This is a genomic window from Nitrospira tepida, assembly GCF_947241125.1.
Taxonomy (GTDB): domain Bacteria; phylum Nitrospirota; class Nitrospiria; order Nitrospirales; family Nitrospiraceae; genus Nitrospira_G; species Nitrospira_G tepida.
On sequence record NZ_OX365700.1, the window covers coordinates 684,278 to 708,018 of the forward strand.

The window sequence follows — 23,741 nt, forward strand, 5'->3', positions numbered from 1 at the left end:
CGGGGCTCAGCGCTTCTCCATGCGGTGCAACTGGCCCTGAATGACAATCACCCTCGGGTGGCCAAGCGCATCTGCGAGGATCATCTCCGTGCCGCTCCGGACGATCCCGATGCGCACCGGTACTTAGCCCAAGTGTTGATGGTCTTGGGCGAGCACGAACAGGCGCGTACCATTGCGATCCGCGCCACCGAATTTGCCCCGGATGATCCTCGCGCCTGGTCTGATCTGGGACGAGTGCATGTCTTGTCGAGAAATCTTCGCGACGCGATCGTCTGCTTCGAGAAAGCCGTCGAAGTCGATCCACACTATGCCGACGGCTGGCATAACTTGGGCCTGGCGCTCCGGCAGACGGGCCAAACAGAGCGGGCCTTCGACGCCCTGAAGCAGGCGTTGATCATCGATCCGACGCGAGCCGAATCCTATCTCAGCCTTGGGAACCTCCTGGTGGATGCGGAACAGTTGGAGGAGGCCATCGGCTGTTTCGAACGGGCCGTGCGGCATGATCCCGCTCTGGCCAAGGCCCATACGCGGCTCGCGCAGGAACTGTCCCAACGCGGCGAGGTCGACCGGGCCGAATCGCTGTTTCTACGCGCCCTCTCGCTCGATGCCGGCCATGTCGAGAGCTGGTTCGGGCTGGGCCGCACCCTCGAAGACCTCGGCCTGGCAGAGGCGGCGCTGAGCTGCTATCGGACCCTCCTGCAGCGGCAACCGGGCCATGCCCTGGCGCTGGGACATTATCTGGCGCTGGCGAAAGGGGAGGAAGGCCACGAGTGGCTCGCCCAACTGGAACCGGCGCTCGATCGCACGGAGGGGTCGGCTGAGGCCAAAGCCCTCATGGGCTATGGCCTCACGAAATGGTATGACCGCCGCAGCCGGTTCCGCGACGCCGCCTCGGCCGGCACTAAGGCCAATGCGGCAAGGAGGCAAGCGACAGGACCGTTCAACCGCGCCGGCATGACCGGCCGGATCGATGCCATTCTGGCGGCATACACCGTGGAGTTCTTCGCCGAACGCCGGCATCTCGGAATCGGGACCGACCAGCCGGTGTTCATCGTGGGCTTGCCGCGCTCCGGCACGACCTTGACCGAACAAATTCTCTCGGCCCATCCGCTCCTGCATGGCGCGGGAGAACTGCCCGATCTGGCCCGCTTGGCGAAGCAGTCGCTGGAAGGAGAGGATGTAGCGCCCTGGGAAGCGGCCCAGTACCTCGACGAGGAGATGACCAGTCGCCGGCTCGCCCATGAGTATTTGAGCGCAATGCGGCGCAGCGCCCCGCCGGACTGCCGGCGCATCAGTGATAAGCAGCCGCTGAACTTCTTTCATCTCGCCTTTGCCGCGCTCCTCTTTCCCAATGCCCGCGTGATTCACTGCCGCCGCGATGCGCGCGACAATGCGCTCTCGATCTGGATGGAGAATTTCAACCCCGATCAGACGTATGCCACGGACTTCGGCGACCTGGCGCATTTCACGGCCGAATATCGCCGATTGATGGCGCATTGGCGCGCTGTGCTGCCGCTTCAGATCCTGGAGGTCCAGTACGAAGACACGGTCGCGGACCTGGAGGGCCAGGCTCGCCGGCTCATCGACTTTCTCGGCGCGCCCTGGGACGAGCGGTGCCTCAACTTTCACCAACAGGATCGCGCGGTGCAGACGCCCAGCCGCTGGCAGGTTCGCCAGCCGATCTACTCGAAGTCCGTCGGCCGATGGCGGCGGTATCGAGAGTTCCTGCCGGAGCTGGAGTCGGCGTTTGCAGCCATGGAGGACGACTGATGGACGGCCCGCTGACGTTGGGAGAAGTGACTGTCTTTGGGGATACGTCGCTTCAAGAGGTGGATCAAGTCCCCGCTGACCCGGGCTTCACGATCTGGCTCACGGGCCTGCCTGGCTCCGGAAAGACCACGCTCGCCCACTTGCTCGAGGCCGATCTGATAAGGCTCGGCCTACCGGTGGTGGTGCTCGACGGCGATGAGGTCCGCCGAAAGCTGGCAAAGGACCTCGGATTCTCTCGGGAGGATCGCAACGAGAACGTGCGCCGCATCGCATTCGTGGCCGGCTGCGTGACCCGTGCGGGGGGCGTCGCGATCGTGGCCGCCATCTCCCCCTATGCCGGGGCGCGCGCCGAGGCCCGAAAGGAGATCGGCCGGTTCGTGGAGGTCTATGTCCGCTGCCCCCTCGCCGTCTGCATGCAGCGCGATCCGAAAGGCCTCTATGCCAGAGCCCGGCGCGGGGAAGTGGCCCATGTCACCGGCCTGTCCGATCCCTATGAAGAGCCGACAGACTCGGAAGTGATTGTCTCCACCGATCGGGAAGCGCCTCGCAACAGCCTCAAGGCAATCCTACGATACCTGGCCGACAGACAGCTCGTTCGGCTATTCGTCCCGACCCCTGATTAGCAGGTTTCTCCTCGCTCGATGCGCGGTGAATCCTCACCCAACCCGGATGACCATCACGACGATGGCCGGCGGCGGCCGGCCGGACCGTTCCGACTCGGACGGCAGAGGCCGGAAGAAATCAACTGGACATTCGATCGTTGGCGCGTGTAAATTTACATTTTGAGACAAGTTCTCAATATCATCAGGTAGCCAATTCCTGAGGCCAGAGCCCATCAGGGCGGAGCCCGCCGCATCTCACGATGCGCGCGGGCTTTTTTATGGGGCCGGGTCGCCGCGCATGAACCTGACGTACCGCGACATCGAGCAACTGTTCTGCCGGCATCGGCGCGAGCTGGCTCGCAGTCTCTACAAGATCGTGCGGTGCGAGGAAACGGCGGCGGATCTTTGCCAAGAGACGTACCTGCGGCTGATCAATTTGGCGAAACACACCGCCGTGGCCTATCCGCGCGCGCTCTTGCATCGGACCGCCAGGAATCTGGCGATCGACCATTTGCGCAAGCGGCAACTGCATGCCTCTTACGAAGCGGTGGACGCGGTCACGGACGAAGTTCCCAGTCCGATGCCCTCGGCGGATGATGCGATCGATGCCCGCCAGCGATATCTGCTGCTGCGCCGGGCCGTCGCCACCCTGGCGCCCAAGTGCCGGACCGTGTTCTTGCTCCACAAGGCCGAGCACCTCTCGTATGCGCAGATCGCCGCCCGTTTGAACATCTCCACCAGCGCCGTCGAAAAACATATGAGCAAAGCGCTGGCGCTATGCCGTGATGCCCTGGAACGAGAAGGGCGATGAGCCGGTCCAGGCTGTGGTAACCCTGGATTCGTTCGTCACACAGGGTAGGCGGAGCGATGAGCCCGGGAACGCCATGAGTCCTGACGAGCGCAGACTGTCCGATGAGGCTGTCCGTTGGCGGGTGCGCCTGCAAGCCGAAGATCTCACCGACGAAGAACGGCGGTCATTCGAAGAGTGGACGCGCCGCAGCGACCGCCACCGCGCCGCCTACGCGCGAATCGATTCGCTCTGGCGCGATCTGGATGCGCCCAGCCGCCACGTGTGGGAGGAGGTTCGGCGGGGAGTCGAACCGGCCGATGCGGCTGTCCCACCTGTCTCTTTGAGATGGAAACGGCCCGCGCTCATCGCCGCGTCGGTCCTGCTGGCGGTGCTCGCCGGGCTGTGGGTCATGGATTTTGGAGAGCCGTGGACGCCGGGCCTCGTCAGGACCGCTCGGGGAGAATATGCCAGCCGTATCTTGCCGGACGGTTCGACGGTCCATCTCAACACCGACAGCGTTGTCTCGGTCGAGTTCACCGATCAGAAGCGGCGTCTGGTACTCAAACGGGGTGAAGCGTGGTTTTCCGTCGCGTCGGAGCCGGCCAGGCCCTTCGCTGTTGAAGCCGGCGGAGGCACGGTGCGCGCAATCGGGACCGAGTTCAATGTCCGCCAGGATCACGACGGCACCACCGTGACCGTCATCGAGGGGACGGTCGAGGTGTCGCCATCGGCGCCGCCGGCTTCGTCGCCTCCCTCCGTTCGAGCATCGGTGGGGGCCGGTGAACAGGTCCGATACAGCCGGTCCGGAGGGATGGACAAGGTGGTGCCCGCCGATCTGGTGCAGGTCACCGGGTGGCGCCGCGGGCAATTGGTGTTCGATCTCAAGCCGCTGGGCGACGTTGTCGAGGAGGTCGATCGATACTGGCCGGGGCGCATCCTCGTGCTGAGTCCAGACCTTCGGCGCCATCGTGTCAGCGGGGTCTTCAAGACCGGCGATCCCGACGCGGTCGTGCACGCGCTGGAGACGACGTTTCAGATGAAATCGCTGAAGGTTGCCGGGCTCCTCATCATCCTCTATCAGTAGCCCTCCTCGAACCATCATCCCGTCATCCGAAAATAAATTCATCACGGCTTGGGGTGGGCGCGGCCTGATCCGTCTTACGGGCAGGACCAGGCTCACTTCACGAGGGATGTATGAAGACGTTGTTGCTGGCTGTCAGCGGTGTGATGGTGTGTGTGCTGTCCGGGGTCGTGTTCCCACTGCTGGTTGCCGCCGAACCGGTGGATTTCGAGATCCCCGAACAATCATTGGCCTCCGCCCTGGCCGAGTTTGCGGCCAAGACCGATCTGCAGGTGTTGTACAGCGGGGAGCTGACGCGGGGACAGCGCACGCGGGGAATCAGCGGCCGCTATGAACCGGAAGAGGCCCTCGGGCACCTGCTCAAGGAGAGCGGGCTCGAGTACCGGTTCACCGATCACCACACGATTACGTTGGAACGTGCGCCGGTTGTTCCCCTTCCTCCCGGGGCGCCCGCACCACAGAGTCAGGAGGTTCCGGCCCATCCGGCACCGGCCACATCGCCGAACAGCGGAAAACCGCTCAAGTTGCCGGAGATCCTGGTGAAGGACGTGAAAGAGCGCGGCTATACGGCCGACGATTCTTCCACGGCGATGCGCCTGTCGATCCCCATCCAGGAGACTCCTCGTTCTATCGAAGTGGTCACCAGGCAGGTGCTCGACGACCAGAAAGTGCTCCGGGTGCAGGACGCCTTGCGCAACGTCAGCGGCGCCTCGATGCCGAGTTCCCAGGGAGGCCGGGCCGGCGATTTCATGATTCGGGGATTCCGGTCCGATCAGAGTGTGTTCAAGAACGGCTTCCGGGAAGACAGCACCTTCGGCGCGCGCGCCTCGCGGGACACGGCCAATCTCGAGTCCATCGAGGTGATCAAGGGACCGCCCTCCTATCTCTACGGACGCGCCGATCCCGGCGGAGTCATCAATCAGATCACCAAGAGCCCGTTGCGGGAACGGTACTCGGCCGTGGACCTGACCGTGGGCAGCTATAATCTCTATCGTCCCTCCGTCGATCTTGGCGGTCCGCTGAACGACAGCAAAACCCTCACCTACCGATTCAACGGGGTCTATGAATCCTCGCAGAGTTTTCGGGAAGGGGTAAGGATCGATCGGATCTTCCTGGCCCCGACCATCGGCTGGGAACTGGGGCCTCGCACGACCCTGCGCTTCGAAGCGGAGTATCTGCACGATCGCTCTCCGATCGATCGCGGGATCGTGGCGGTCGGGAGCGGGCCGGCCGATATTCCGATCGGCCGCTTTCTCGGCGATCCCACTAGGCGGGGTGAGATCAACCAGGGGAAAGCGACGTTGATTTTCCGCCATCAGTTCAACGAGGCCTGGGCTTGGCGGACCGGCTTTCGCTCGGCGGTCGCATCGGAAAAGTACGACAGTCTCGAATCGTGGTTTCTGCTGGCGGACAATCGCACGCTGGAGCTGGCCGCTTTCCGTATTCCGCAAACCGTCCAGAGCCATTACCTGCAAAACGAACTGCACGGCCATTTCTCCACCGGTCCGATCGGGCACCGCCTGTTGTTGGGGGTGGAGCTGGGCCGGGAGGTTCAGAAATCGACGGTCCTCACGGACAGCAGTTGCGCCTTTCTCGGAACCTGCGCCGCATTGAACACAATCGATATTCTGAACCCGACCTATTCGTTCTTTAATAATCCGCTGAGCACGATCAACGACAGCAGCCAGACCAACGGCATCATCGGCCTCTACGCGGGGGACCAGATCGATCTCTTGGACAATCTCCACCTGAATTTCGGGGGCCGCTTCGATATCTTCAAACAGCATCTGACCAACCGGCCTGATGCATTCGATCCCACCGATCGGGAGGTGGAAGAGACCCACCGGGCGTTCAGTCCGTCGGTCGGGTTGACCTATGAGCCGCTCAAGACCGTTGCGCTCTTCGCCAACTACACACGCTCGTTCATGCCGCAATCACCCGGCGCCCGTAGTTCGCAAGGGACCCTGTTCGATCCGACCAGAGGGCGTCAGTACGAAGGCGGCATCAAGTTCCAAGCCTCCGACGGCAGGCTCCGGTCCACCATCGCCCTGTTCGATATCGTCAAGACCAATGTCCTGACGAGCGAGATCGGTGCCGGCGGAGCCTTCACCGGCTTTTCGATTGCCACCGGCGAGCAGCGGAGCCGAGGCGTGGAGTTCGACGTGGCCGGCCGGATCCTGCCCGGATGGGACGTGATCGCCAACTATGCCTACATCGACGCCCGCATTACCAAGGACAACACCTTCGTCGAAAACAGCCGGCTCGATAACGTGCCCTATCACCAGGGCAGCATCTGGACCCAGTATTTTCTCCAAGAAGGCCGATTGAAGGGACTCGGGGCCGGCATCGGCATGTACGCGCAAGGCCAACGGAACGGGATCAAACTCGTGCAACCTACCGCGTTCGGGCAGGAGCCGTTCAACTTGGCGGGGTTCGTGCGGATGGATGCGGCGGTGTACTACCGGAAGCAGAACATCTTCAATCGCACGAACCTGCTGGCGTCGGTGAATATCTACAATCTCCTCGACCAACGCTACTTCGCCGGCGCCCAGGATTTCCGGGAGATCGTCTACCCGGGCATGCCGCTCACCGTGATCGGATCGCTGAAGTTCGAGTTCTATTGAGGGGGGCAGCCGAGACCAGGGATGGCGGTCGCGCGGTCCGTCGGGGCCGCCTTCCGGGACCGCTTGTTTGATAGTTGATATTACTTCTCAAAATCACTATACTGTCGGAGCCCGTGATGCTGCATGATGGGTCTGCTCACGCGATAGAGATTCCGAAAGCGCCATGGCTCACGCAGATCTTCCACAGATCTTTGACCGGCTCGCGCCGGACCTGCAACGATTCCTCGCGAGCCGGGTCACCTGCGAGGCCACGGCTGCGGATCTCACGCAAGAGACCTTTTTGCGTCTCGCGCAGGTGCCCAACCTGGAGGCGATCGACAATCTTCGCACCTACCTGTTCAAGATCGCGAACAATCTGGCCATCGATCACCATCGGGCCCGCGCGCGGACGAGGTGCTCCTCTCCGGAGGATGAGAGCGCGCTGATCGAATATCCGGATGGGGCCGCGACACCGGAAGCGGCGACCCTCGCCAAAGAGGAACTGGCCGTCGCCTTTCAGGCCCTGGAGGAACTGTCGCCCCTGTGCCGCCGGATCTTCGTCCTCAATCGCTTCGAAGGCTTGCCCCACCGCGAGATCGCGGATCGGCTCGGGATTCACCTCAGCACCGTGGAGAAGAACATCGCCCGCGCCCTGAATCACTGCCGCCGGCGTCTGAACGAGTCCGCCGGGTGAAGAATTCGCTCCCGTTCCGTCCGGCTTTGGACGCGCCCATCGTCTTATCCATAGGCCCCTCTTGATTCGCGACGGTTCTTTGCCCTATCTCAAGGGCCGGATCGCCTGGAGATGGCGCAGCATGTCGGCAGCGGAGCCCTTCGAACAGGAACGGGAACAGCTTGAAGAAGAGGCCGTGGCGTGGATCGTGCGCCTCACGTCAGGCGGCGCGACCGACGCCGATCGGGACGCGCTGGCGGTCTGGCGCCGCCGGAGTCCCGAACACGATCAGGCGTTTCGAAAGGTGGAGCGTCTCTGGGCGGGCATTCAGCCCTTGAAAGCACGCCTCTCTGCTGCGGAGGCTGCGAGCGAGCGAACGGGTGCACCGGTCGCCGCCACCGCGACGGCCGGTACACGCAGGATCAAGCAGCCTGTATGGATTCGATGGGGCGCCATCGCCGCGTCTCTGGCGGCCCTTGCGGTGACGCTGGCCCTGGCGAGCGGAACCTTTCCGCTGCTGTGGGCGGATGCCCGCACAGGGGTCGGCGAGCAGCGAACGCTCCCCTTAGATGACGGCAGCGAGATCCTCCTCAATACGCAGGCCGCGGTCTCCATCCACTACTCCGAGCAGGCGCGTCTGGTGGACCTGTTGGCCGGGGAAGCGGCATTTCGCGTGGAAAAGGATGCCGGGCGTCCGTTCCTCGTGCAGACGAACGAGGGACAGGTCCGTGCCGTCGGCACGGAGTTCATCGTCCATAAGACCGCGGAAGCCGTACTTGTCACCGTCACGGAAGGCGTCGTGGAGGTCAGTGTCAAGGGCGGCCTTGCGGCATCTCCGACTCTGGTCCAGGCCGGCCAACGGATACGGTACGATCCTGCCGGCGTGGGACCGGTCGAGCCGGTCGATCTCCGCGTGGCCACGGCCTGGCAGCGGGGCAAGCTGATCTTCGAAGCGACGCCGCTGACCCTCGTGGTCGACGAGATGAACCGGTATCGCCGCGGCCACATCATGGTGCTCAATCCGAAACTTGCCGAGCACCGAGTCAGCGGCGTCTTCGATCTCCAACGATTGGACGCCGCCGTCAGCACCATTGAACGGACCCTGCCGATCACCGCCACCCACTTCACCGACCGCCTGATCTTCTTCCGCTAAACGTCGCAGCCTCCGCCGAGACTCCCCACGCATTTTTTCTAAGCCTAGCCGTCCGGGTTTCTTCCCCGAGAGCGTCTATTCTCTGTCATCGGTTCTGAGATCGATGGGAACGGAAGGAACAATGTCGAGGTTGGGCGACTCGGCGGTTCGCCCATTTCCGGGAGTGTGTGCGCGAAGCGCGTGGTGGAGGACGAATGGATAGCAGGTTGGGAAGGGACAGACAACGGGTCAGACGGATAGCGGGAGCGCTGCTGTGGACGTTCGCATTGGCTTGGCCACTTGCGCCGGCCTATGCGGAAACGGCCGATCGTCAAGACGAGGGGGCGCGCCTCGCGGAGGCGGAGCGGATCAATTTCGACATCCCGCCGCAACCCTTGCGGAGCGCGCTCACGACGTTCGCGGAGCAGAGCGGCTGGCAGCTCTTCTATAGCGCGGAGGTGGCGGAAGGCATCCAGAGCCCCGGCCTGTCCGGCATCTATGCGCCGGACCGCGCGCTGAAAGAACTGCTGGCCGGAACCGGACTTGCGTTTCGCATGACCGATCCAAGAACCGTCACGATCGAATCGGCCTCATCGGCCGCGGCCCCGCCTCCAATCCCTCCGACGACGAGCGAAACGGCGCCGGTGGACTCGGCGAACGGCATGAACGGCGCACCCAAAAAGAAACCCGTGAAGCTGCCCGAAGTCTTGGTCAAGGACGTGCGCCAGCGCGCCGACGACACGAAATCGTATGTAGCCGAAGAGGCGAATACGGCGACGAGAACCGATACGCCGATCCGGGACGTGCCGCAGTCGATCCAAGTGACCACTCGGAAGGTGATCGAAGAGCAGCGCACGTTTCGTCTGCAGGACGCCTTGCAGAATATCTCCGGCATCAACGCGACGGAGTCCGCGGCGTCGCTGTATGAATCGATCATCATTCGAGGGTTCGACGCGACGACCCGGACCTATTTCCGAAACGGCTTGTTCGATCCATTCGCGCAATTTACGGCGTCGGACACCTACAACATTCGAAGGATCGAAGTGCTGAAAGGGCCGGCGGCGGTCCTGTACGGGCAGGGAGACCCCGGCGGCATCATCAATATCGTCACGAACCGAGCCCTACCGGATGCCGCCTATGCCGCGAACGTCACTTTGGGGAATTTCCGCTTCTATCGGTCCGAGCTTGACGCCACAGGCCCGCTCAACGCGAACAAGACGGTGCTCTATCGATTGAATGTGGCGGGGCAAAAGGCGGACAGCTTCATCGACTATGCCAATCGCGATCTGGTGGCCTTTGCGCCGACCATCACCTGGCTCATCGGCCCGCGCACCACCTTGACCGTGGAGGCCGATTACCTGCGCCGCTGGAGCAACGATCCCTACGGTCTTCCGGCTCAGGGGACGCTTTTCCCGAACATCAACGGCCCGCTCCCGAGGAACCGCACCGTGACCCTGGGCGATTTCAGCTCGTTCAACCGCACGTCCTACCGGGTCGGCTATGACCTCACCCATCAGTTCAGCAACAACTGGTCCTTTCGCAATGCCTATCGGCATACGATTGCGGAGGACGACAAGAACAACCTGTACGCCTTCCCCGATTCGCTGGACCCAGACCAACGGACGCTCCAGCGGTTGCAGGTGCTGCAGCCGGCGATTGCCCGCAGGCATGCGCATTCGATGATCACGAACGTGGTCGGGCATTTCCGGTTTTTCGACATGGACCATACCCTGTTGACCGGTGTCGAATTGCGGCAGGAGAAGACCGACCGGTCCGTCTATACCTTCGCCGCGGCGCCGCCGCTGGACCTGTTTGCTCCGGACTATTCACTGAGCCCGCTGGCCTTTACCGGCGACCTCGTGAACTTCAACAACGACACCAAGAGCGCCGGCCTCTTTGTGCAGGATCAGGTGACCATTCTGCCCAACCTGAAATTCCTCGGCGGCTTGCGCTTCGACTACATTCACCAATTCGCCCACTCTCTGGGCGAGCCGGAACAGACGTCGGACAACCATGCGGTCAGCCCTCGACTGGGCCTCGTCTATCAGCCGGTCGAACCGGTGTCCCTCTATACGTCCTGGACCAAGGGATTTCAGCCGAGTTCGCCCTTTGGGTTCAATCCGGACGGCCAGCTCTTCAAGCCGGAACGATCCACCCAATATGAAGTGGGAACGAAGATCTTCATGTTCGAGAACCGCCTGTCGGCCACCCTCGCCTGGTTTCACCTGACGCGGGAGAATCTGGTCACGCCCAATCCGGACCCCGCGCTGGCCTTCGCGGGATTTTCGGTGCAAACGGGCGAACAACGGAGTCAGGGCGTGGAATTGGACGTGACGGCGCAACTGACGCCTGGATGGAACGTGATCGCGAGCTATGCCTATACCGATGCCGAGGTGACGAAGGACAACGATCCGGCGTTGCTCAACAAGCGTCTGGCCAACGTGCCCTACAACAAGGCCACCCTCTGGTCGACCTATCATTTTCAGGAAGGGCCGCTCAAAGGATTCGGTCTTGGCGGCGGGATCTTTGCCTACAGCGACCGGAACGCCTCCCTGTTCGGAGACCAAATCTCAATGCCCGGCTATATCAGAGCCGATGCGGCCGTGTACTACAACCGCGCCTTGGAGCCGGGAAATTGGCTGAGGGCCAAGGCCTTGAATGTCGCGCTGAATATTCGGAATCTTCTGGACAAGCGCTACATCGCCACCTCGCACAACGGTTCCCAGTTTTTCTTCTTCGGCGAGCCCTTCACCGTGCTGGGCACCGTGGGGATACGGTTCTGAAAGGAGGCGGCTCGTGACGAACAGGGGAGGACGTACCGCCGCCGGCCTCGTTTGGTTGTTGACGCTGGCCGGGTGCAGCGAAGGGCGCTGGGCGCATCCGACGAACACGGAAGAGCAGGCCGCGCAGGATTGGGAAGTCTGCAAGGCCGAGGTGCTTTCGGGCGTCGAGCATCAAAAGGAGACGCTCGCCGGCGGGGTGAACCTCAGCGGGTGCATGAAGTCCAAAGGATATACCTACGTCGAAGGCGAAGCACCACGCGATCCCGGCGCCAAGGTTACGGAGCCCCGCTGATCGTCCTCGCTCGACCACGTTGGCATGTCTGCCTGACTCGCGCATTGCCCTTCCCGCGGCCGTCATCGGGCGTGATCTGGCACGGCCAAGCCTGCGAAACAGGTCATCCGGCTGACACGCGGCCCACACGCGCTGTCCCTCACAGTACCGGCGAATGAACATTCTCCTGCCCTGCTCCTCGTGATAGCGTGGCGCCGTTTGCGCGGCGGTTCCGGACCGGAATGGTCGAGGATTCCATGCGCGGTCGATCTCACGCGCGCTGAATAGCGGCCGATCCATCAGCCTCATGACCTCCCACGATGTCGAACAGCTTTTTCTCTCCGCCGGCGACGATCTCAGGCGGTTTCTCTCGCGGCGGATCGCCTGCCCGCACACGGTATCCGATCTGATGCAGGAAGCCTTTCTCAAACTGATGGGGAGGCAACCGGCCGCGGAGATCAGGGACCCGCGCGGGTACCTGTTTCGTATTGCCTCCAACCTGGCCATCAACCATGGAACCAGACGGCGCGATCTCGATGCCCTCTCCTCCGAGCCGGACTCCGGGCCGGCCGCCGACCGATCGCTCCGCGATGACCGGACGCCGGAGCGGGTGGTGGCCGGCGCCGACCGGCTGCGCCGGGTGATGGAGGCGATCGAATCGCTTCCGTCACGCTGCAAGGAGGTCTTCATCCTGTACCGGTTTCATCACATGAACCAAACGGAGATCGCCGCGCAACTCGGCATCTCGCTCAGCATGGTCGAGAAGCACGTCATTCGAGCCATGCGTGCTTGCCGCGAGGCGCGGGATGGGGCACAGTGAGGGAAATGCGGTGAATCGTGTCGAAGGAATAGACGGACTAGACAGGCGCCTCATGAACGGAACCACCAACCAGCCCGCCGATGGGCCGGACCCGGCCAAGGCCTACGATGAGGCCGTGCGCTGGCTGATGGCGTTGCGACAGGCCGGTCCTGTGCCCCTGAATCGGAACCGGCGCGCCTTCGAGCAATGGCTTGCGGCGAGCCCCGAACATGCCAGGGCCTTCGAGGAATGCCGGGCCGACTGGGATGAACTGGAGCCGCTGGCCTCGGTGTATGGTCCGAGCGCCGGACCAACCGCGAAAGCCAGGGCTTCCGGGCTCAAGCGGGCGCGCAATTGGATGTGGATCGCTGGCATGGCCGCGATGTTGGCCGCCGTGGCCACGATCGGATTCTTCGCCGCCGCCCGTCTCTGGCCGACCTATGAGGTCGCGGCCTCCACGCAGATCGCGGAGCGCAGGACGTTGGAGTTGATCGACGGGTCGCGCATTGAGTTGAACGGCCGCTCCAGGGTGCGGGTCGAATATTTCCGCGGTCGCCGCATCAGTCATTTGGACGAAGGCGAGGCGCTGTTCGATGTCGCCGGCGATCCCGACCGGCCGTTTGTGGTGGAGGCCGGTCTCGGCACGGTCCGTGTGGTCGGGACCTCGTTTCAGGTGACTCGCGAGGCGGATCGGGTCGCCATAAAGGTCGTGAGGGGTCAGGTACGGGTGGAACGGCCTCTCCCACCTGTGATGACCGTCGTGCTCTCGGCCGGTCAAGGTGTCAACGTCACGGCAACCGGCATCGAGCCGGTTGCCGACGTCGCTGTGGAAACGATCGGAACCTGGAGACGTCACGTGTTGGTGTTCGACCGGGCTCCGCTCCGGGAGGTCGTGCCCGCGTTGCAGCGCCAGTATCAAGGGATCATCCGGCTCGACCCCGCTGCCTCGGACATTCGGCTGACCGCGGTCGTGCAGTTCACCGATATCGAGGCCACGCTCGCCGCTCTGCCGGCCAGCCTGCCGGTCCGCGTCGATCATCCTGCTCCGGCCGACTGGCATATCCGAGCCGGACTTCCCTAATGGCTCCTACTCCGTCGACGGCGATCTGATTCCGGCTTCCGAGTCGGCCCTGTGTTGTTCTTTTCCATCCCCGTGAGGGTTTTCTCTCCTCCTGTGTCGTAGCAGATAGCGGCGACAGGAGAAACCGAGCACGGAGGGTGGTCATGCGGGAGGTTCCGTGGAGACGATTCACGATCGAGGCCATGTCTGCGGCGCGGCGGGCCGCCGGTATCCTGGCGGCCGTGTTGTTGTTTTCCGGCCCGGTCCGGGCGCAAGAGCGTACATTCGACATTGCCGCGCAACCCTTGAACAGAGCCCTGATCGAATTTGCCACCCAGGCCGGCGTATCGGTGAACGCCGACCCCGAGTTGCTGGCCGGCCGGCAGAGCATGGGAGTTACCGGGCCTTACACGAACGAGGCGGCGCTCGCGCAATTGCTGAAGGGAACCGGACTCCAACTCCAACCGGCCGGGGCGAACACCTTCACGATCCAGCCGGAACCCACGCCGCCGCCACCGGTCGGCATGCCCCGCAGCAGCGGAGAGAAACCGGTCAAACTCCCGGAAGTGCTGGTCAAGGACGTGCATCAGCGGGATGACGGCAAGGACTACGTGGCCGAGGAGGCGAACACCGCCACGCGGACCGACACCCCGCTGATCCAGGTGCCGCAGTCGGTGGAAGTCGTGACGCAGAAAGTTATCCAGGACCAACGGGGCATTCGCGTCGAGCAGGCGCTGCGCAACGTCAGCGGCGTGGCGCTCGGCGATGTCGGGCAAACCGGCCTCGCCGCCGACGTGGCCTTTTGCCGAGGATTCCGATGCGGCTATTTCAAGAACTATCTCCGGAACGAAGACGCCAACCAGGCGCTCGCCTATCGGGACATCGCCAACATGCAACGGATCGAGGTGCTCAAAGGGCCGGCCTCGGTCCTCTACGGCCGGAGCGAACCGGGCGGCATCATCAACATCCTGACGAAGCAGCCACAGGCGGAACGCTATGCCTCCATCGATCAGATCATGGGCAGCTACAACTACTATCGGACGATGATCGACGCCACCGGCCCGATGAATGAAAGCAAAACGCTGCGCTTTCGCATCACCGGCGCCTATGAAAACACGGAAAGTTTCCGGGATATCGTCCGAGGCCAGCGGTATTTCGTCTCGCCCGTGTTGACCTGGATCGCCGGCAACCATACGACGATCACGATCGAAGGCGAATATATCCGCGATCGCCGGACGCCAGACCCGGGGATTCCGGCGATCGGGCGCGGGCTCGCGCCGGTGCCCGACAGCCGGTTTCTCGGCGAGCGGTTCGATACGCTGGCCTTCGAAGAAGGACGAGCCAGCCTCACCGTGGAGCACCGCTTCAATCCAGACTGGCGTATCGAGAGTCGCTTCAGGGCCGACCGGGGCACCGCCACGGCCTATCGCACCGTCCCCCTCGCCGTGTTGCCGGGCGATCAAGCCGTCGCGCGATTCTTTTTCGACCAACTGGCGCCGGTCTCCAGCTACTACTGGCGGAACGATGTCATCGGGAAGTTCGCCACCGGCTCGATCGCCCATCGTCTCCTGACCGGGGTGGAGGTGGGCCGGCAATACGCTTCGTACGAGCAGGCCGCAGTGCCCTTCGACACGTTCAACTTCTTCAATCCGGTCTACGGGCAGACGCCGGGACCGATCCTGCCGCGAACGCCCTTCAGCCACAGCTTCGCCAATGCGCTGGGCGGCTATGTGCAGGACCAACTGTCTTTGCTCGACAACCTCCATGTCCTGATCGGCGCCCGGGGCGATTATTTTTACCAGCACAGCCACGTTGTGGGAACGGACACGAAGGCGGAAAATTTTGCGTTCAGCCCCCGCATCGGCCTGACCTATCAGCCGCTCGCGCCGATCGCGATCTACGCCAACGTCACTCGGTCGTTCGTGCCGAACTTCGGCCCCTTCACCGCGGCGAGCAATCAATTCAAGCCGACGACGGCGACGCAATACGAAGCCGGGATTAAAGCCGAAATCGTGCCCGGGCGCTTGACCTCGACCTTGGCCTTTTATCGGATTCTGAAAAAGGACGTCCTGGCGGCCGACCCGACCAACCCGCTCTTTTTCGTGCAGACCGGCGCGCAACGCAGTCACGGCGTCGAGTTCGACCTGACGGCGAACCTGACGCCGGAATGGAATGTCATCGTGACCTATGCCTACACGGACGCGCGCATCGCGGCGGACACGACCGTTCCGGTCGGCAATCGGCTGCCCTTGATCGCGAGACATACCGGGAGTTTCTGGACCACCTACGACCTTCAAGACGGTCCGTTGAAAGGATTCGGGGCCGGTATCGGTCTCTTTGCGGTGGGGGAACGGGCCGGAGATCTGGGGAATACCTTCGAGCTTCCCGGCTATGTGCGGACGGACGCCGCCCTCTACTACCGCAAGCCCGAGATCTTTCCCCGAACCAATCTGGTCGCCCAGTTGAACGTGCTGAACCTGCTCAACCAGGAGTATTTCTACAGCGGAGGACAAAGCCGGGCCGCCGCCGCGTTTCCGGGGGCGCCGCTCACCTTTCTCGGTTCCATTAAGTTGGAGTTCTATTGATCTCCAAGGTCTGGCATGACGGTTAAGGCCTTCAAGACTTGGCACCTCGTCCACAAGTGGACGAGCCTGATCTGCACCGCCTTTCTGGTCCTGCTCTGTCTCACCGGGCTGCCGCTGGTCTTTCGAGACGAGCTGGCCGTCTGGCTGGGCGACGCCGTCGAGCCGCCCGAACAGGTTACGGCCACGGCGCCCGTCGTCCTCGATGGCTTGATTCAGGACGCCCGGGCCAGACGGCCGCAGGAGCATATAAAATTGCTGATACGGGACGACGAAGATCCCGCGTGGTTCGTCTCCTTGGGCGAGACGCCCGAGGCGCAGGACAACAGCGCGCTCTTCATGTACGACGCCCGCACGGGGGCGTTTCTGCACGCACTCCCGGTCAACGAGGGCCTGCTCAATCTGCTCTTCAAGCTCCACGTCGAACTGCTGGCCGGCCTGCCGGGAACCTTGTTCCTGGGAGCCATGGGCCTCTTGTTCGTTGCCTCCGTCGTGTCCGGCGTCGTGGTATATGGGCCGTTCATGCGCAAGCTGCCGTTTGGGACGGTGCGGCGGGAGAGAAGCCCCAGGCTCTGGTGGCTGGACATCCACAACCTGCTCGGAATCGTGACCGTGGTCTGGGCGTTCGTCGTCGGTTTCACGGGCGTGGTGAATACCTTGGACCGCCCGCTCTTGGCCTATTGGCAGATGACGGACATCGCCGGGATGGTCGCGCCCTGGGAAGACCGGCCACCTCCGGCGGTGATGAGGCCGGTGGATGAGATCGTCCGGACGGCGGAGGCAGCGGCTCCGGAGATGATCGTCCGCTTCATCGCCTTTCCCGGCACCCCGTTCGGAGGTCCGCACCATTATATGGCGTTCATGCGTGGGCAGACGCCCTTGACCTCGCGGTTGCTGACGCCGCTCTTGATCGACGCTGAAACGGCGCAGGTGAGCGATAGCAGGCATCTGCCCTGGTATCTGACAGCCTTGCTGCTGTCGCAGCCGCTCCATTTCGGCGACTACGGCGGCCTGCCCCTCAAGATCCTGTGGGCGCTGCTGGACGTCATCACGATCGTCGTGCTGCTCAGCGGGCTCTATCTGTGGTGGCGGAAGCGGCGGATGTCGGTGGAGCAACTCCTGGCTGAAACCGATCCCAACGGTGCCGTAATGATGGGGGCGTCGCCAGGCCAGGTGATCCGATGAGTCGGCCTCTTCCAGCCGGTCAAGTCTGGGGCATGCCGGTCGCTCTGGCCGCGGTGAGCGCGGTCGGGCTGATTTCCGCGTTGTTGGGAGACGGGGTCTGGGATGCGTTGTCTTGGCTCGCGCTTGGCACGCCGATCGCCGTCAGCCTGTGGTTCGGTCTGTCATGCCTATGCCGGACGAGCCGGAGTTTCCACTGAAGCCCGATCGCGTTCTCCGCTTGATGAGGCGGCCGACCTGATAGCAGGCGGTCGAGCGGCTACCGGCCCTGGACGCCGCTCACGTTGCGGAGCGCATCGCCGACGGTCAAGGCCCGTTGATCCTCGATGAGCTGGCGGTTGATGACCTGGGACGATCCCGGAATATCGCGGACCGGGGTATTTGGATCGCGCGAGTTGACCGACACACAGGGTTCGACATAGCCCCTGTCCCGACTGGCCGCCTGACAACGCTGGTCGGGAAAAGCGGCCGGCTGCCGCTCCTCAGCAGCCAAGGTCTGCTGAGGGGGTCGCTCATTCGTGGCCGTGCAGCCGGCTAGGCCCAGCGACAGGATCACGACAGATGACGTGAGTGACAGAGCGAGTGGCAGAGATGGATGTGGCATGGTCCCTCCTCGAAAAAGCCAGGGGGATGATGAATACAGGTATCCTGGCAGACGCTCCGACGGTGAGTCAATCATGCTCGGAAGCCTTACGGCGCGCCGATCTCGACCCTTCCTCAGACATTGAGGATCCGCGGTCGCGACCGGTCGCCTCGCTTGTTGTGCCTCTATTGGTCTCGTAGCTCCTTGATTCGGCCCCACCGAGCAAAAATATTGCCCACCACAGGTTGGGTTTTTCCCGTTCCATACGTCTTCCAACCGAACAGGGGGGAGTTTCAGGGTCAGGTCTTGCGTCGCGATATGCCAGGGCTCTACCGGCGCCCCGTTCACTCTCCTCGGCTCGCTTGAGCAGGAGCTGTATTAATCGGTGGAGCCGGGCTCAGCCCTGTGCAGCGCTGTCAACGCAACGGATCATGCAAACGGGTCGCGCGTCTCAAGAAACGGAAACTTCTTGAAATCGGCATCCATGGTGTAGAGCCGTCGCACATCGTGCTGCCGTAGGAGGGTCGCCACGTGCGCGTCCGGAACGAGATTGCCTCGCGCCTTCAGGTGTCCGGTCGCTTCCCGATACACCTGGAGAAAACCATCCTCTTCTGCCAGGACGCGCACATGCGGGTACGCCAAAAGGGCTTCGATGTTGCCCAATGCCTCATCGGGCGACAACGGGTTACGGAAGATACGCGGGTGGGTTGCGATTCGAAGGTACGCCATCAGCACGGGCCAGGTGAGACAGAATGGTTCAGGGTCCGCAGTTCGACGCGTCAGAAATTCACGCGCCGCCTCGTGATGCGGACTGGTTTGATCGGAGGCGTACAGCAGAATGTTGACGTCGATCGAGTCGCTCACGGCCTCTCGTCATCAAGGATTGCGTACAGATGGTCCTTGTCATCGAGATCGAGCTGCGCTCGCATTGGCTTGGCCGTCCATTTCAGCTCCCTCTTCCCGTGCTTGCGTGTTCGGCGGGCCAACGCCTCCGCAAGCAGATGGGAGACGACTTGTCCCAAGGAACGCTTCTCGCTTTTTTGAAGCGCCTTGAGCTCCTTGAGAATGGGGGTGTCAATGTCGAGCGTCGTTCGCGCCATGATGCGTTGATGCTATCTCCTCACGCATCACATGTCAAATACTGGAACCGTGACCTCCGACTTTTGACAAGAGACCACGTCCGAGACTGAGTCCCAGAGCCGACTGGGAGCGCTGCACGGCCGAGGTGCTGGCCGGCGTGGAACACCAGAACGACACGATGGCGGGCGGCATCAACCTCTCCGGCTGCATGCAGTCGAAGGGCTACCGCTGAATCGAGGGTCCTCCACCGCCCTCTCCGGCCCTCCAATGTGGAGAGACCGGTCCCTGGCCGATGTTTTCTATTCCGGCGGATGAACATTCCCGCTCCCCCTGTCCTGTGATACGGTCTGCGGCCATGAGTACGGAGGAATCGACCGCCTGGCCGGAATCGCCACAACGTTCTCTGCTGGAGACCTTCCGGCTGTGCGGCGGCGAGTTGCAGCGATTTCTCGCTCGCCGCCTGGGATGTCCCGATACCGCCGCTGATCTGGTCCAGGAAACCTTTGTGCGGCTCGCACAACTGCCGCCGGCGCAGCAGCCCGATAATCCTCGCGCGTTTCTGTTCCGGGTCGCCGCCAATCTCGCCGTGGATCACCAGCGCCGGTTGCGCTATGCCGCCCGCTACGAGGTATGGGACGAGGCGGGCATCGAGACGGCCGATGAGCGTCCCTCGGCCGAAGCCGAAGTCTTGAGCAAAGAGCAGGTCGGGCGGCTGCACCGGGCCATCGCCGAGCTGCCGCCCAAGTGCCGCGACGTGTTCATCCTTCACAAGTTCCACCATCTGAGCTATGCGGACGTGGCGAAGCGGCTCGGCATCACCAAGAGCACCGTGGTCAAACATATGATCAAAGCGCTGGACTATTGCCGGCGGCGCGTTGAGGAGGAGCCGCTGTGAGGAGGCCGGCGTCCTGGATGCGAAAGCCGCCCGGTTCGTCGTTCATAATAGCAGGTGACAGGACGGCGGCCGGATCATTACCATGACCCTCGCCATGACCGACAGGTCTCGGGAGACGCCCGCGGAGGCGGCGACACGGTGGCTCGTGTTGTTGCAAGCCGACGACGCCAGAGCCGAACACCGGCGGGAATTCGCCGAATGGCTCGCCGCCGATCCGGCTCACCGGCTGGCGTATCGGGAGGCCGAGCGGTTCTGGGACCAGCTCGACGTCCTCCCCGAGCCGGACATTCAGGCGATGGGCGCGCTGCTGTCGCCTCGTGCCTCGGGCCCCGACAGGGCGGGCGCCGCAGCCCCACGGCGCGTCGGCTGGGTTGGCGCGTGGCGGCGGGCTGCCCTGCTCAGCGCTGCCGCCGCCTTGGCGGCCCTGTGTCTGGTGAGCCTGATCCAAACCTGGCATCTCGGAGCGGACTACCGCACGGCCACCGGCGAACAGCGGTCCGTCACGCTGAACGACGGATCGACGGTCCATCTCAATACCGCCACGGCCCTGTCGGTGGAGATTACCCCGGCCGCCCGCCGGTTGGTCCTGCACGAAGGCGAAGCCTTCTTTTCCGTTGCGCCGGATACCCGGCGTCCCTTCGAGGTCGTGGCGGGGGGCGGCACGATTCGCGCCCTGGGGACGGCGTTCAATGTGCGAGCCGATGGAGGGCAGGTCGTCGTGACGGTCACCGAGCATGCCGTCCGCGTTATCGGCCATCGCGCAGCGGTTGACGTGCCGGAAGGCCGGCGTCTCTCGTACGGGTCGGCCGGCTCGTTCAGCCTTGTCGAGACGGCGGATCTCGACCGAGCGCTCGCCTGGCGGCGCCATCGCCTTGTCTTCGAGCATCAGCCGCTGGCCGAGGTCATTGCGGAGGTAAACCGATACCGCCGCGGGTGGATCGTGCTGCGTGACCCATCCCTGCAACGGCTTCCCGTGACGGCCGTCTTCGATATCCGCAGGACCCAACAGGCGCTCCAGACCATCGAAGAAACCCTTCCGATCCGAACGGTGGCCGTCACCGACCGGCTGGTGCTGCTGTCGCGTAAGACCGGGCCGTCTTCCCCCTGAGCCCGGGCGTGGGGCCGCTTTCGCATCACGCCTCAGCCCTCCGCGGCCCTTCACAATCTTTCACACAAATCTTTTCACGCGACTAGACCTCACGGCGGCGCAGTTCGTCGTATCAGGAGAGACGGCGAGCTGTGTTTCACATACCGGAGGGTCTGTCGCATGGCGCATCGGAGCCGTTTGGTCTTCATCAGTTTCCTGCTGGGCCTCGTCGTTCATGCCGGGTTCGCTTTGGAGACATCCGCTCAGCAACGTATACCCTTCAACATTCCGCCGCAGTCCTTGTCCTCGGCGCTGCTTCAGTTCTCGGAAACTGCGAATGTGGAATTGCTGGTAGACGCCTCGCTCACCAGCGCGCGCGAAAGTCCGGGGGTGACGGGAACGTATACGGCGGAAGAGGCGCTGAGCGCCCTCCTGGCAGGCACGGGTCTCACCCATCGATTCACAAGCGGCGGAGCCGTAACCCTCGTGGAAGCGCCGGCCATGCCGGTGGCCCCGTCCGCTGCGCCGCCTGAAGGTCCGTCCGGCCTGTCGCCTCGCGCGGACGGGACGACGGGAAAACCGGTCAAGCTACCGGAAGTGCTGGTCAAAGACGTCCGTGAACGAGAGGATGCCGCCTCCTATGTGGCGGAGGAGACGAGCACTTCGACCAAGAGCGACACGCCGCTCATCGAGACCCCGCAGTCCATCACCGTGATCACGCGCGAACGGATGAACGCCCAGGAAGTCAATACCATCGCGGAAGCCTTGCGCTACACGGCCGGCGTCCAGGGCGAGCCGTTCGGATTCGAGCCGCGGTTCACCTTCCTGCGGTTCCGCGGATTCGACGCGACGCAGAACGGATTGTTCAAGGACGGGCTCCAGCTCCGCAATCCGGGCTTCGCGGTCAGTTACAACCTCGAGCCCTACGGCGCCGAGCGGATCGACGTGCTCCGCGGGCCGGCCTCCTTCCTCTACGGACAGGGCAGCCCCGGCGGTTTGTTGAACTACATCACGAAGCGGCCGACGGGACAGACGTTCCATGAACTGCAATTCCTGACCGGCAGTTTCAGCCGGTACGAAGGCCGGCTCGATCTCGGCGGCCGGGTCAACGACAGCGACGCGCTCGCGTTCAGATTGACCGGCCTCTTCCGCGAAAGCGGCACGCAGATCGATCAGGTGCCGAACGATCGGATCTACATCGCGCCCGCGCTGACGTGGCGGGCGGCCCCCGGCACCAAGATCACGTTCTTTGCGCACTTTCAGAAAGATCAGCTCGGTTCCTCCCAGGCCTTGCCGGCCGAGGGCACGTTGCGGGTCAATCCCAACGGGAGCATTCCGGCCGCCCGGTTCACGGGCTTCCCCGATATTGAAAAGCAAAACAGAACGGAATCATCGGTCGGGTATGAATTGCAGCATCGTCTGGCCACGGACTGGGATTTCGTCCAGAAGCTCCGCTACAGCATGACCGAACTCGACCTCATGAACATCTTCAGCAGCAGCTTCGGAGCGGACCGCCGCACTGTCGGGAGAGGCGCCTTCGGATCGCTCGGCACATTGAACGCGCTGGCCATTGACAACCAAGTGCACGGCCGATTCTCGACCGGGCCGTTCCAGCACCTGGTGCTGGGCGGCTTGGACTTCCAGCGGATCACGGTGAAGTTGCGGCAAACGTTCGGCGCCGCCTCCGACATCGATATTTTCAACCGGTTCGATTACGGCGCGCCCTTTCCGTTGCCCTCCCTGTTCCTGGACCAACACGTCACCCAATGGCAGACGGGTCTCTATCTGCAGGATCAGATCAAGTTCTACGACAAGTGGCTGCTGACCGTGGGCGGACGTCATGACTGGGCGAACAACGACACGCAGGACAACCTTACGCCGTCGGCCAGCCAGAGCCAGGACGACCGCAAAGCCACCGGCCGGGCGGCCTTGACGTACCTCTTCGATTTCGGGCTGGCGCCATACGTCAGCTATTCCACGTTCTTCCTGCCGTCGATCGGTCTGAACCAATCGGGGCAGCCCTTTTCGCCGGAGACCGGCCGGCAATATGAAGTCGGCATCAAGTACCAGCCCCCGGGGTCACGCAGCTTCTTCACCGCGGCGTTGTTCGACCTCACGAGAGAAAATTACGTGCAGACCGATCCGGGGACGTTTCTCCCGGTGCAACGGGGCAAGGCGCGCTCGCGCGGGCTTGAACTGGAAGGACTGGCGAGCTTCGACTCGGGCATCGACCTGATCGCCAGCTATACGCTGCTCGACAATGAAGTGATGGAGAGCGCCGATCCGACCGAGAAGGGCAAGCGGCTGACCCAAACTCCCGCGCAGTTCGGCTCGCTCTGGGTCAAGTACACGGTTCCGGACGGAACCTGGAAGGGGTTCGGGATCGGCGGCGGCGCGCGGTACACGGGGTATACCTATTCGGACGTCGCGAACCAGTTCAGAGTCCCGAGCTTCGTGGTCGGGGACGCGGTCATCGACTACACCTGGCGCCGCTATCGGTTCGCGCTGAATATCAGCAACATCTTCAATCATGACGCGTTTTCCTGCTTCGATCGCGGAGGGACCAATTTCTGCGTCTTCGGCGAACGCCGCACCGTGGTCGGGACAGTCGCCTACCGGTGGTGAGACCGTCAGCGCGGGGGTGAAGGGTTGCCTCGTCCCTCCTGCGTGTCAAGGCTCGGCGCGCATCGCGCCGAGCAGCCTTCGTCAGCTCTACGGCCCGAGACCTCGCGTCCAGAGCCCGGCATCGGCCTGCTGATGCCCGCCTG

General features: G+C 63.3%; 20 protein-coding genes. 17 read left to right on the forward strand and 3 right to left on the reverse strand.

All coding sequences use genetic code 11. The annotated features are described in order from the left end of the window. Positions 1-24 precede the first annotated feature (24 nt). The 14 genes from QWI75_RS03350 (at position 25) to QWI75_RS03415 (ending at position 17,528) form a co-directional block, all read left to right on the forward strand. Positions 25-1,770, forward strand: coding sequence for a tetratricopeptide repeat-containing sulfotransferase family protein (locus QWI75_RS03350; protein WP_289271630.1), 1,746 nt, complete (start codon positions 25-27; stop codon positions 1,768-1,770). Then, positions 1,770-2,393, forward strand: coding sequence for an adenylyl-sulfate kinase (gene cysC / locus QWI75_RS03355; protein WP_289267271.1), 624 nt, complete (start codon positions 1,770-1,772; stop codon positions 2,391-2,393). Before QWI75_RS03350 ends, cysC begins: the two co-directional genes overlap by 1 nt. Positions 2,394-2,670: 277 nt before the next feature. Continuing rightward, positions 2,671-3,183: an RNA polymerase sigma factor gene (locus QWI75_RS03360; protein ID WP_289267272.1), complete on the forward strand. Its 513-nt coding sequence runs from the start codon at positions 2,671-2,673 to the stop codon at positions 3,181-3,183. A 73-nt stretch (positions 3,184-3,256) separates the two neighbouring features. Further along, on the forward strand, positions 3,257-4,246 hold the full coding sequence (locus tag QWI75_RS03365; RefSeq protein ID WP_289267273.1) for a FecR family protein: 990 nt from the start codon (positions 3,257-3,259) through the stop codon (positions 4,244-4,246). Between the two features lie 110 nt (positions 4,247-4,356). Further along, positions 4,357-6,867, forward strand: coding sequence for a TonB-dependent siderophore receptor (locus QWI75_RS03370; protein WP_289267274.1), 2,511 nt, complete (start codon positions 4,357-4,359; stop codon positions 6,865-6,867). Between the two features lie 163 nt (positions 6,868-7,030). Continuing rightward, a complete protein-coding gene (locus QWI75_RS03375; RefSeq protein ID WP_289267275.1) occupies positions 7,031-7,540 on the forward strand; it encodes an RNA polymerase sigma factor in 510 nt (169 codons plus the stop codon). 121 nt (positions 7,541-7,661) lie between these two features. Continuing rightward, complete coding sequence (locus tag QWI75_RS03380; protein ID WP_289267276.1) at positions 7,662-8,672, forward strand: FecR family protein; 1,011 nt, start codon at positions 7,662-7,664, stop codon at positions 8,670-8,672. Between the two features lie 194 nt (positions 8,673-8,866). Then, complete coding sequence (locus tag QWI75_RS03385) at positions 8,867-11,434, forward strand: TonB-dependent siderophore receptor (protein WP_289267277.1); 2,568 nt, start codon at positions 8,867-8,869, stop codon at positions 11,432-11,434. 13 nt (positions 11,435-11,447) lie between these two features. Beyond that, positions 11,448-11,726, forward strand: coding sequence for a hypothetical protein (locus QWI75_RS03390; RefSeq protein WP_289267278.1), 279 nt, complete (start codon positions 11,448-11,450; stop codon positions 11,724-11,726). A 286-nt stretch (positions 11,727-12,012) separates the two neighbouring features. Continuing rightward, entirely contained in the window at positions 12,013-12,525 is a 513-nt protein-coding gene (locus tag QWI75_RS03395) for an RNA polymerase sigma factor (RefSeq protein WP_289267279.1), read from the forward strand. Between the two features lie 52 nt (positions 12,526-12,577). Further along, positions 12,578-13,585 carry a FecR family protein gene (locus QWI75_RS03400; RefSeq protein ID WP_289267280.1) on the forward strand — a complete coding sequence of 336 codons (1,008 nt, stop codon included), beginning with the start codon at positions 12,578-12,580 and terminating at the stop codon, positions 13,583-13,585. Between the two features lie 143 nt (positions 13,586-13,728). Next, positions 13,729-16,149: a TonB-dependent siderophore receptor gene (locus QWI75_RS03405; protein WP_289267281.1), complete on the forward strand. Its 2,421-nt coding sequence runs from the start codon at positions 13,729-13,731 to the stop codon at positions 16,147-16,149. Between the two features lie 15 nt (positions 16,150-16,164). Beyond that, positions 16,165-17,331, forward strand: coding sequence for a PepSY-associated TM helix domain-containing protein (locus QWI75_RS03410; protein WP_289267282.1), 1,167 nt, complete (start codon positions 16,165-16,167; stop codon positions 17,329-17,331). Further along, entirely contained in the window at positions 17,328-17,528 is a 201-nt protein-coding gene (locus QWI75_RS03415; RefSeq protein WP_289267283.1) for a hypothetical protein, read from the forward strand. Before QWI75_RS03410 ends, QWI75_RS03415 begins: the two co-directional genes overlap by 4 nt. A 59-nt stretch (positions 17,529-17,587) precedes the next feature. Here the strand turns inward: QWI75_RS03415 and QWI75_RS03420 are convergent, their stop codons facing one another. From QWI75_RS03420 to QWI75_RS03430, 3 genes are all read right to left on the reverse strand, one after another. Further along, positions 17,588-17,932: a TonB-dependent receptor plug domain-containing protein gene (locus tag QWI75_RS03420; protein ID WP_289267284.1), complete on the reverse strand. Its 345-nt coding sequence runs from the start codon at positions 17,930-17,932 to the stop codon at positions 17,588-17,590. A gap of 408 nt (positions 17,933-18,340) precedes the next feature. After that, a complete protein-coding gene (locus QWI75_RS03425) occupies positions 18,341-18,775 on the reverse strand; it encodes a TA system VapC family ribonuclease toxin (protein WP_289267285.1) in 435 nt (144 codons plus the stop codon). Then, positions 18,772-19,011 (reverse strand): hypothetical protein, encoded by a 240-nt coding sequence (locus QWI75_RS03430; protein WP_289267286.1) that lies wholly within the window; start codon positions 19,009-19,011, stop codon positions 18,772-18,774. Before QWI75_RS03430 ends, QWI75_RS03425 begins: the two co-directional genes overlap by 4 nt. A gap of 335 nt (positions 19,012-19,346) precedes the next feature. On the opposite strand from QWI75_RS03430, the gene QWI75_RS03435 reads away from it, so the two are divergent. The 3 genes from QWI75_RS03435 to QWI75_RS03445 all read left to right on the forward strand — a co-directional run bounded on the left by QWI75_RS03435 (position 19,347) and on the right by QWI75_RS03445 (position 23,598). Then, positions 19,347-19,886, forward strand: a complete 540-nt coding sequence (locus tag QWI75_RS03435) for an RNA polymerase sigma factor (protein WP_289267287.1) — start codon at positions 19,347-19,349, stop codon at positions 19,884-19,886. A 94-nt stretch (positions 19,887-19,980) separates the two neighbouring features. Then, complete coding sequence (locus tag QWI75_RS03440) at positions 19,981-20,994, forward strand: FecR family protein (protein ID WP_289267288.1); 1,014 nt, start codon at positions 19,981-19,983, stop codon at positions 20,992-20,994. Between the two features lie 159 nt (positions 20,995-21,153). Then, positions 21,154-23,598: a TonB-dependent siderophore receptor gene (locus QWI75_RS03445; protein WP_289267289.1), complete on the forward strand. Its 2,445-nt coding sequence runs from the start codon at positions 21,154-21,156 to the stop codon at positions 23,596-23,598. The last annotated feature ends 143 nt before the right edge of the window (positions 23,599-23,741 follow it).

Excerpts from the sequence above, each read along its gene's own strand:
- cysC (WP_289267271.1), top strand. The coding sequence starts at position 1,770 with ATGGACGGCCCGCTGACGTTGGGAGAAGTGACTGTCTTTGGGGATACG.
- QWI75_RS03360 (WP_289267272.1), top strand. The coding sequence starts at position 2,671 with ATGAACCTGACGTACCGCGACATCGAGCAACTGTTCTGCCGGCATCGG.
- QWI75_RS03365 (WP_289267273.1), top strand. The coding sequence starts at position 3,257 with ATGAGTCCTGACGAGCGCAGACTGTCCGATGAGGCTGTCCGTTGGCGG.
- QWI75_RS03370 (WP_289267274.1), top strand. The coding sequence starts at position 4,357 with ATGAAGACGTTGTTGCTGGCTGTCAGCGGTGTGATGGTGTGTGTGCTG.
- QWI75_RS03375 (WP_289267275.1), top strand. The coding sequence starts at position 7,031 with ATGGCTCACGCAGATCTTCCACAGATCTTTGACCGGCTCGCGCCGGAC.
- QWI75_RS03380 (WP_289267276.1), top strand. The coding sequence starts at position 7,662 with ATGTCGGCAGCGGAGCCCTTCGAACAGGAACGGGAACAGCTTGAAGAA.
- QWI75_RS03385 (WP_289267277.1), top strand. The coding sequence starts at position 8,867 with ATGGATAGCAGGTTGGGAAGGGACAGACAACGGGTCAGACGGATAGCG.
- QWI75_RS03395 (WP_289267279.1), top strand. The coding sequence starts at position 12,013 with ATGACCTCCCACGATGTCGAACAGCTTTTTCTCTCCGCCGGCGACGAT.
- QWI75_RS03400 (WP_289267280.1), top strand. The coding sequence starts at position 12,578 with ATGAACGGAACCACCAACCAGCCCGCCGATGGGCCGGACCCGGCCAAG.
- QWI75_RS03405 (WP_289267281.1), top strand. The coding sequence starts at position 13,729 with ATGCGGGAGGTTCCGTGGAGACGATTCACGATCGAGGCCATGTCTGCG.
- QWI75_RS03410 (WP_289267282.1), top strand. The coding sequence starts at position 16,165 with ATGACGGTTAAGGCCTTCAAGACTTGGCACCTCGTCCACAAGTGGACG.
- QWI75_RS03415 (WP_289267283.1), top strand. The coding sequence starts at position 17,328 with ATGAGTCGGCCTCTTCCAGCCGGTCAAGTCTGGGGCATGCCGGTCGCT.
- QWI75_RS03420 (WP_289267284.1), bottom strand. The coding sequence starts at position 17,932 with ATGCCACATCCATCTCTGCCACTCGCTCTGTCACTCACGTCATCTGTC.
- QWI75_RS03430 (WP_289267286.1), bottom strand. The coding sequence starts at position 19,011 with ATGGCGCGAACGACGCTCGACATTGACACCCCCATTCTCAAGGAGCTC.
- QWI75_RS03435 (WP_289267287.1), top strand. The coding sequence starts at position 19,347 with ATGAGTACGGAGGAATCGACCGCCTGGCCGGAATCGCCACAACGTTCT.
- QWI75_RS03440 (WP_289267288.1), top strand. The coding sequence starts at position 19,981 with ATGACCGACAGGTCTCGGGAGACGCCCGCGGAGGCGGCGACACGGTGG.
- QWI75_RS03445 (WP_289267289.1), top strand. The coding sequence starts at position 21,154 with ATGGCGCATCGGAGCCGTTTGGTCTTCATCAGTTTCCTGCTGGGCCTC.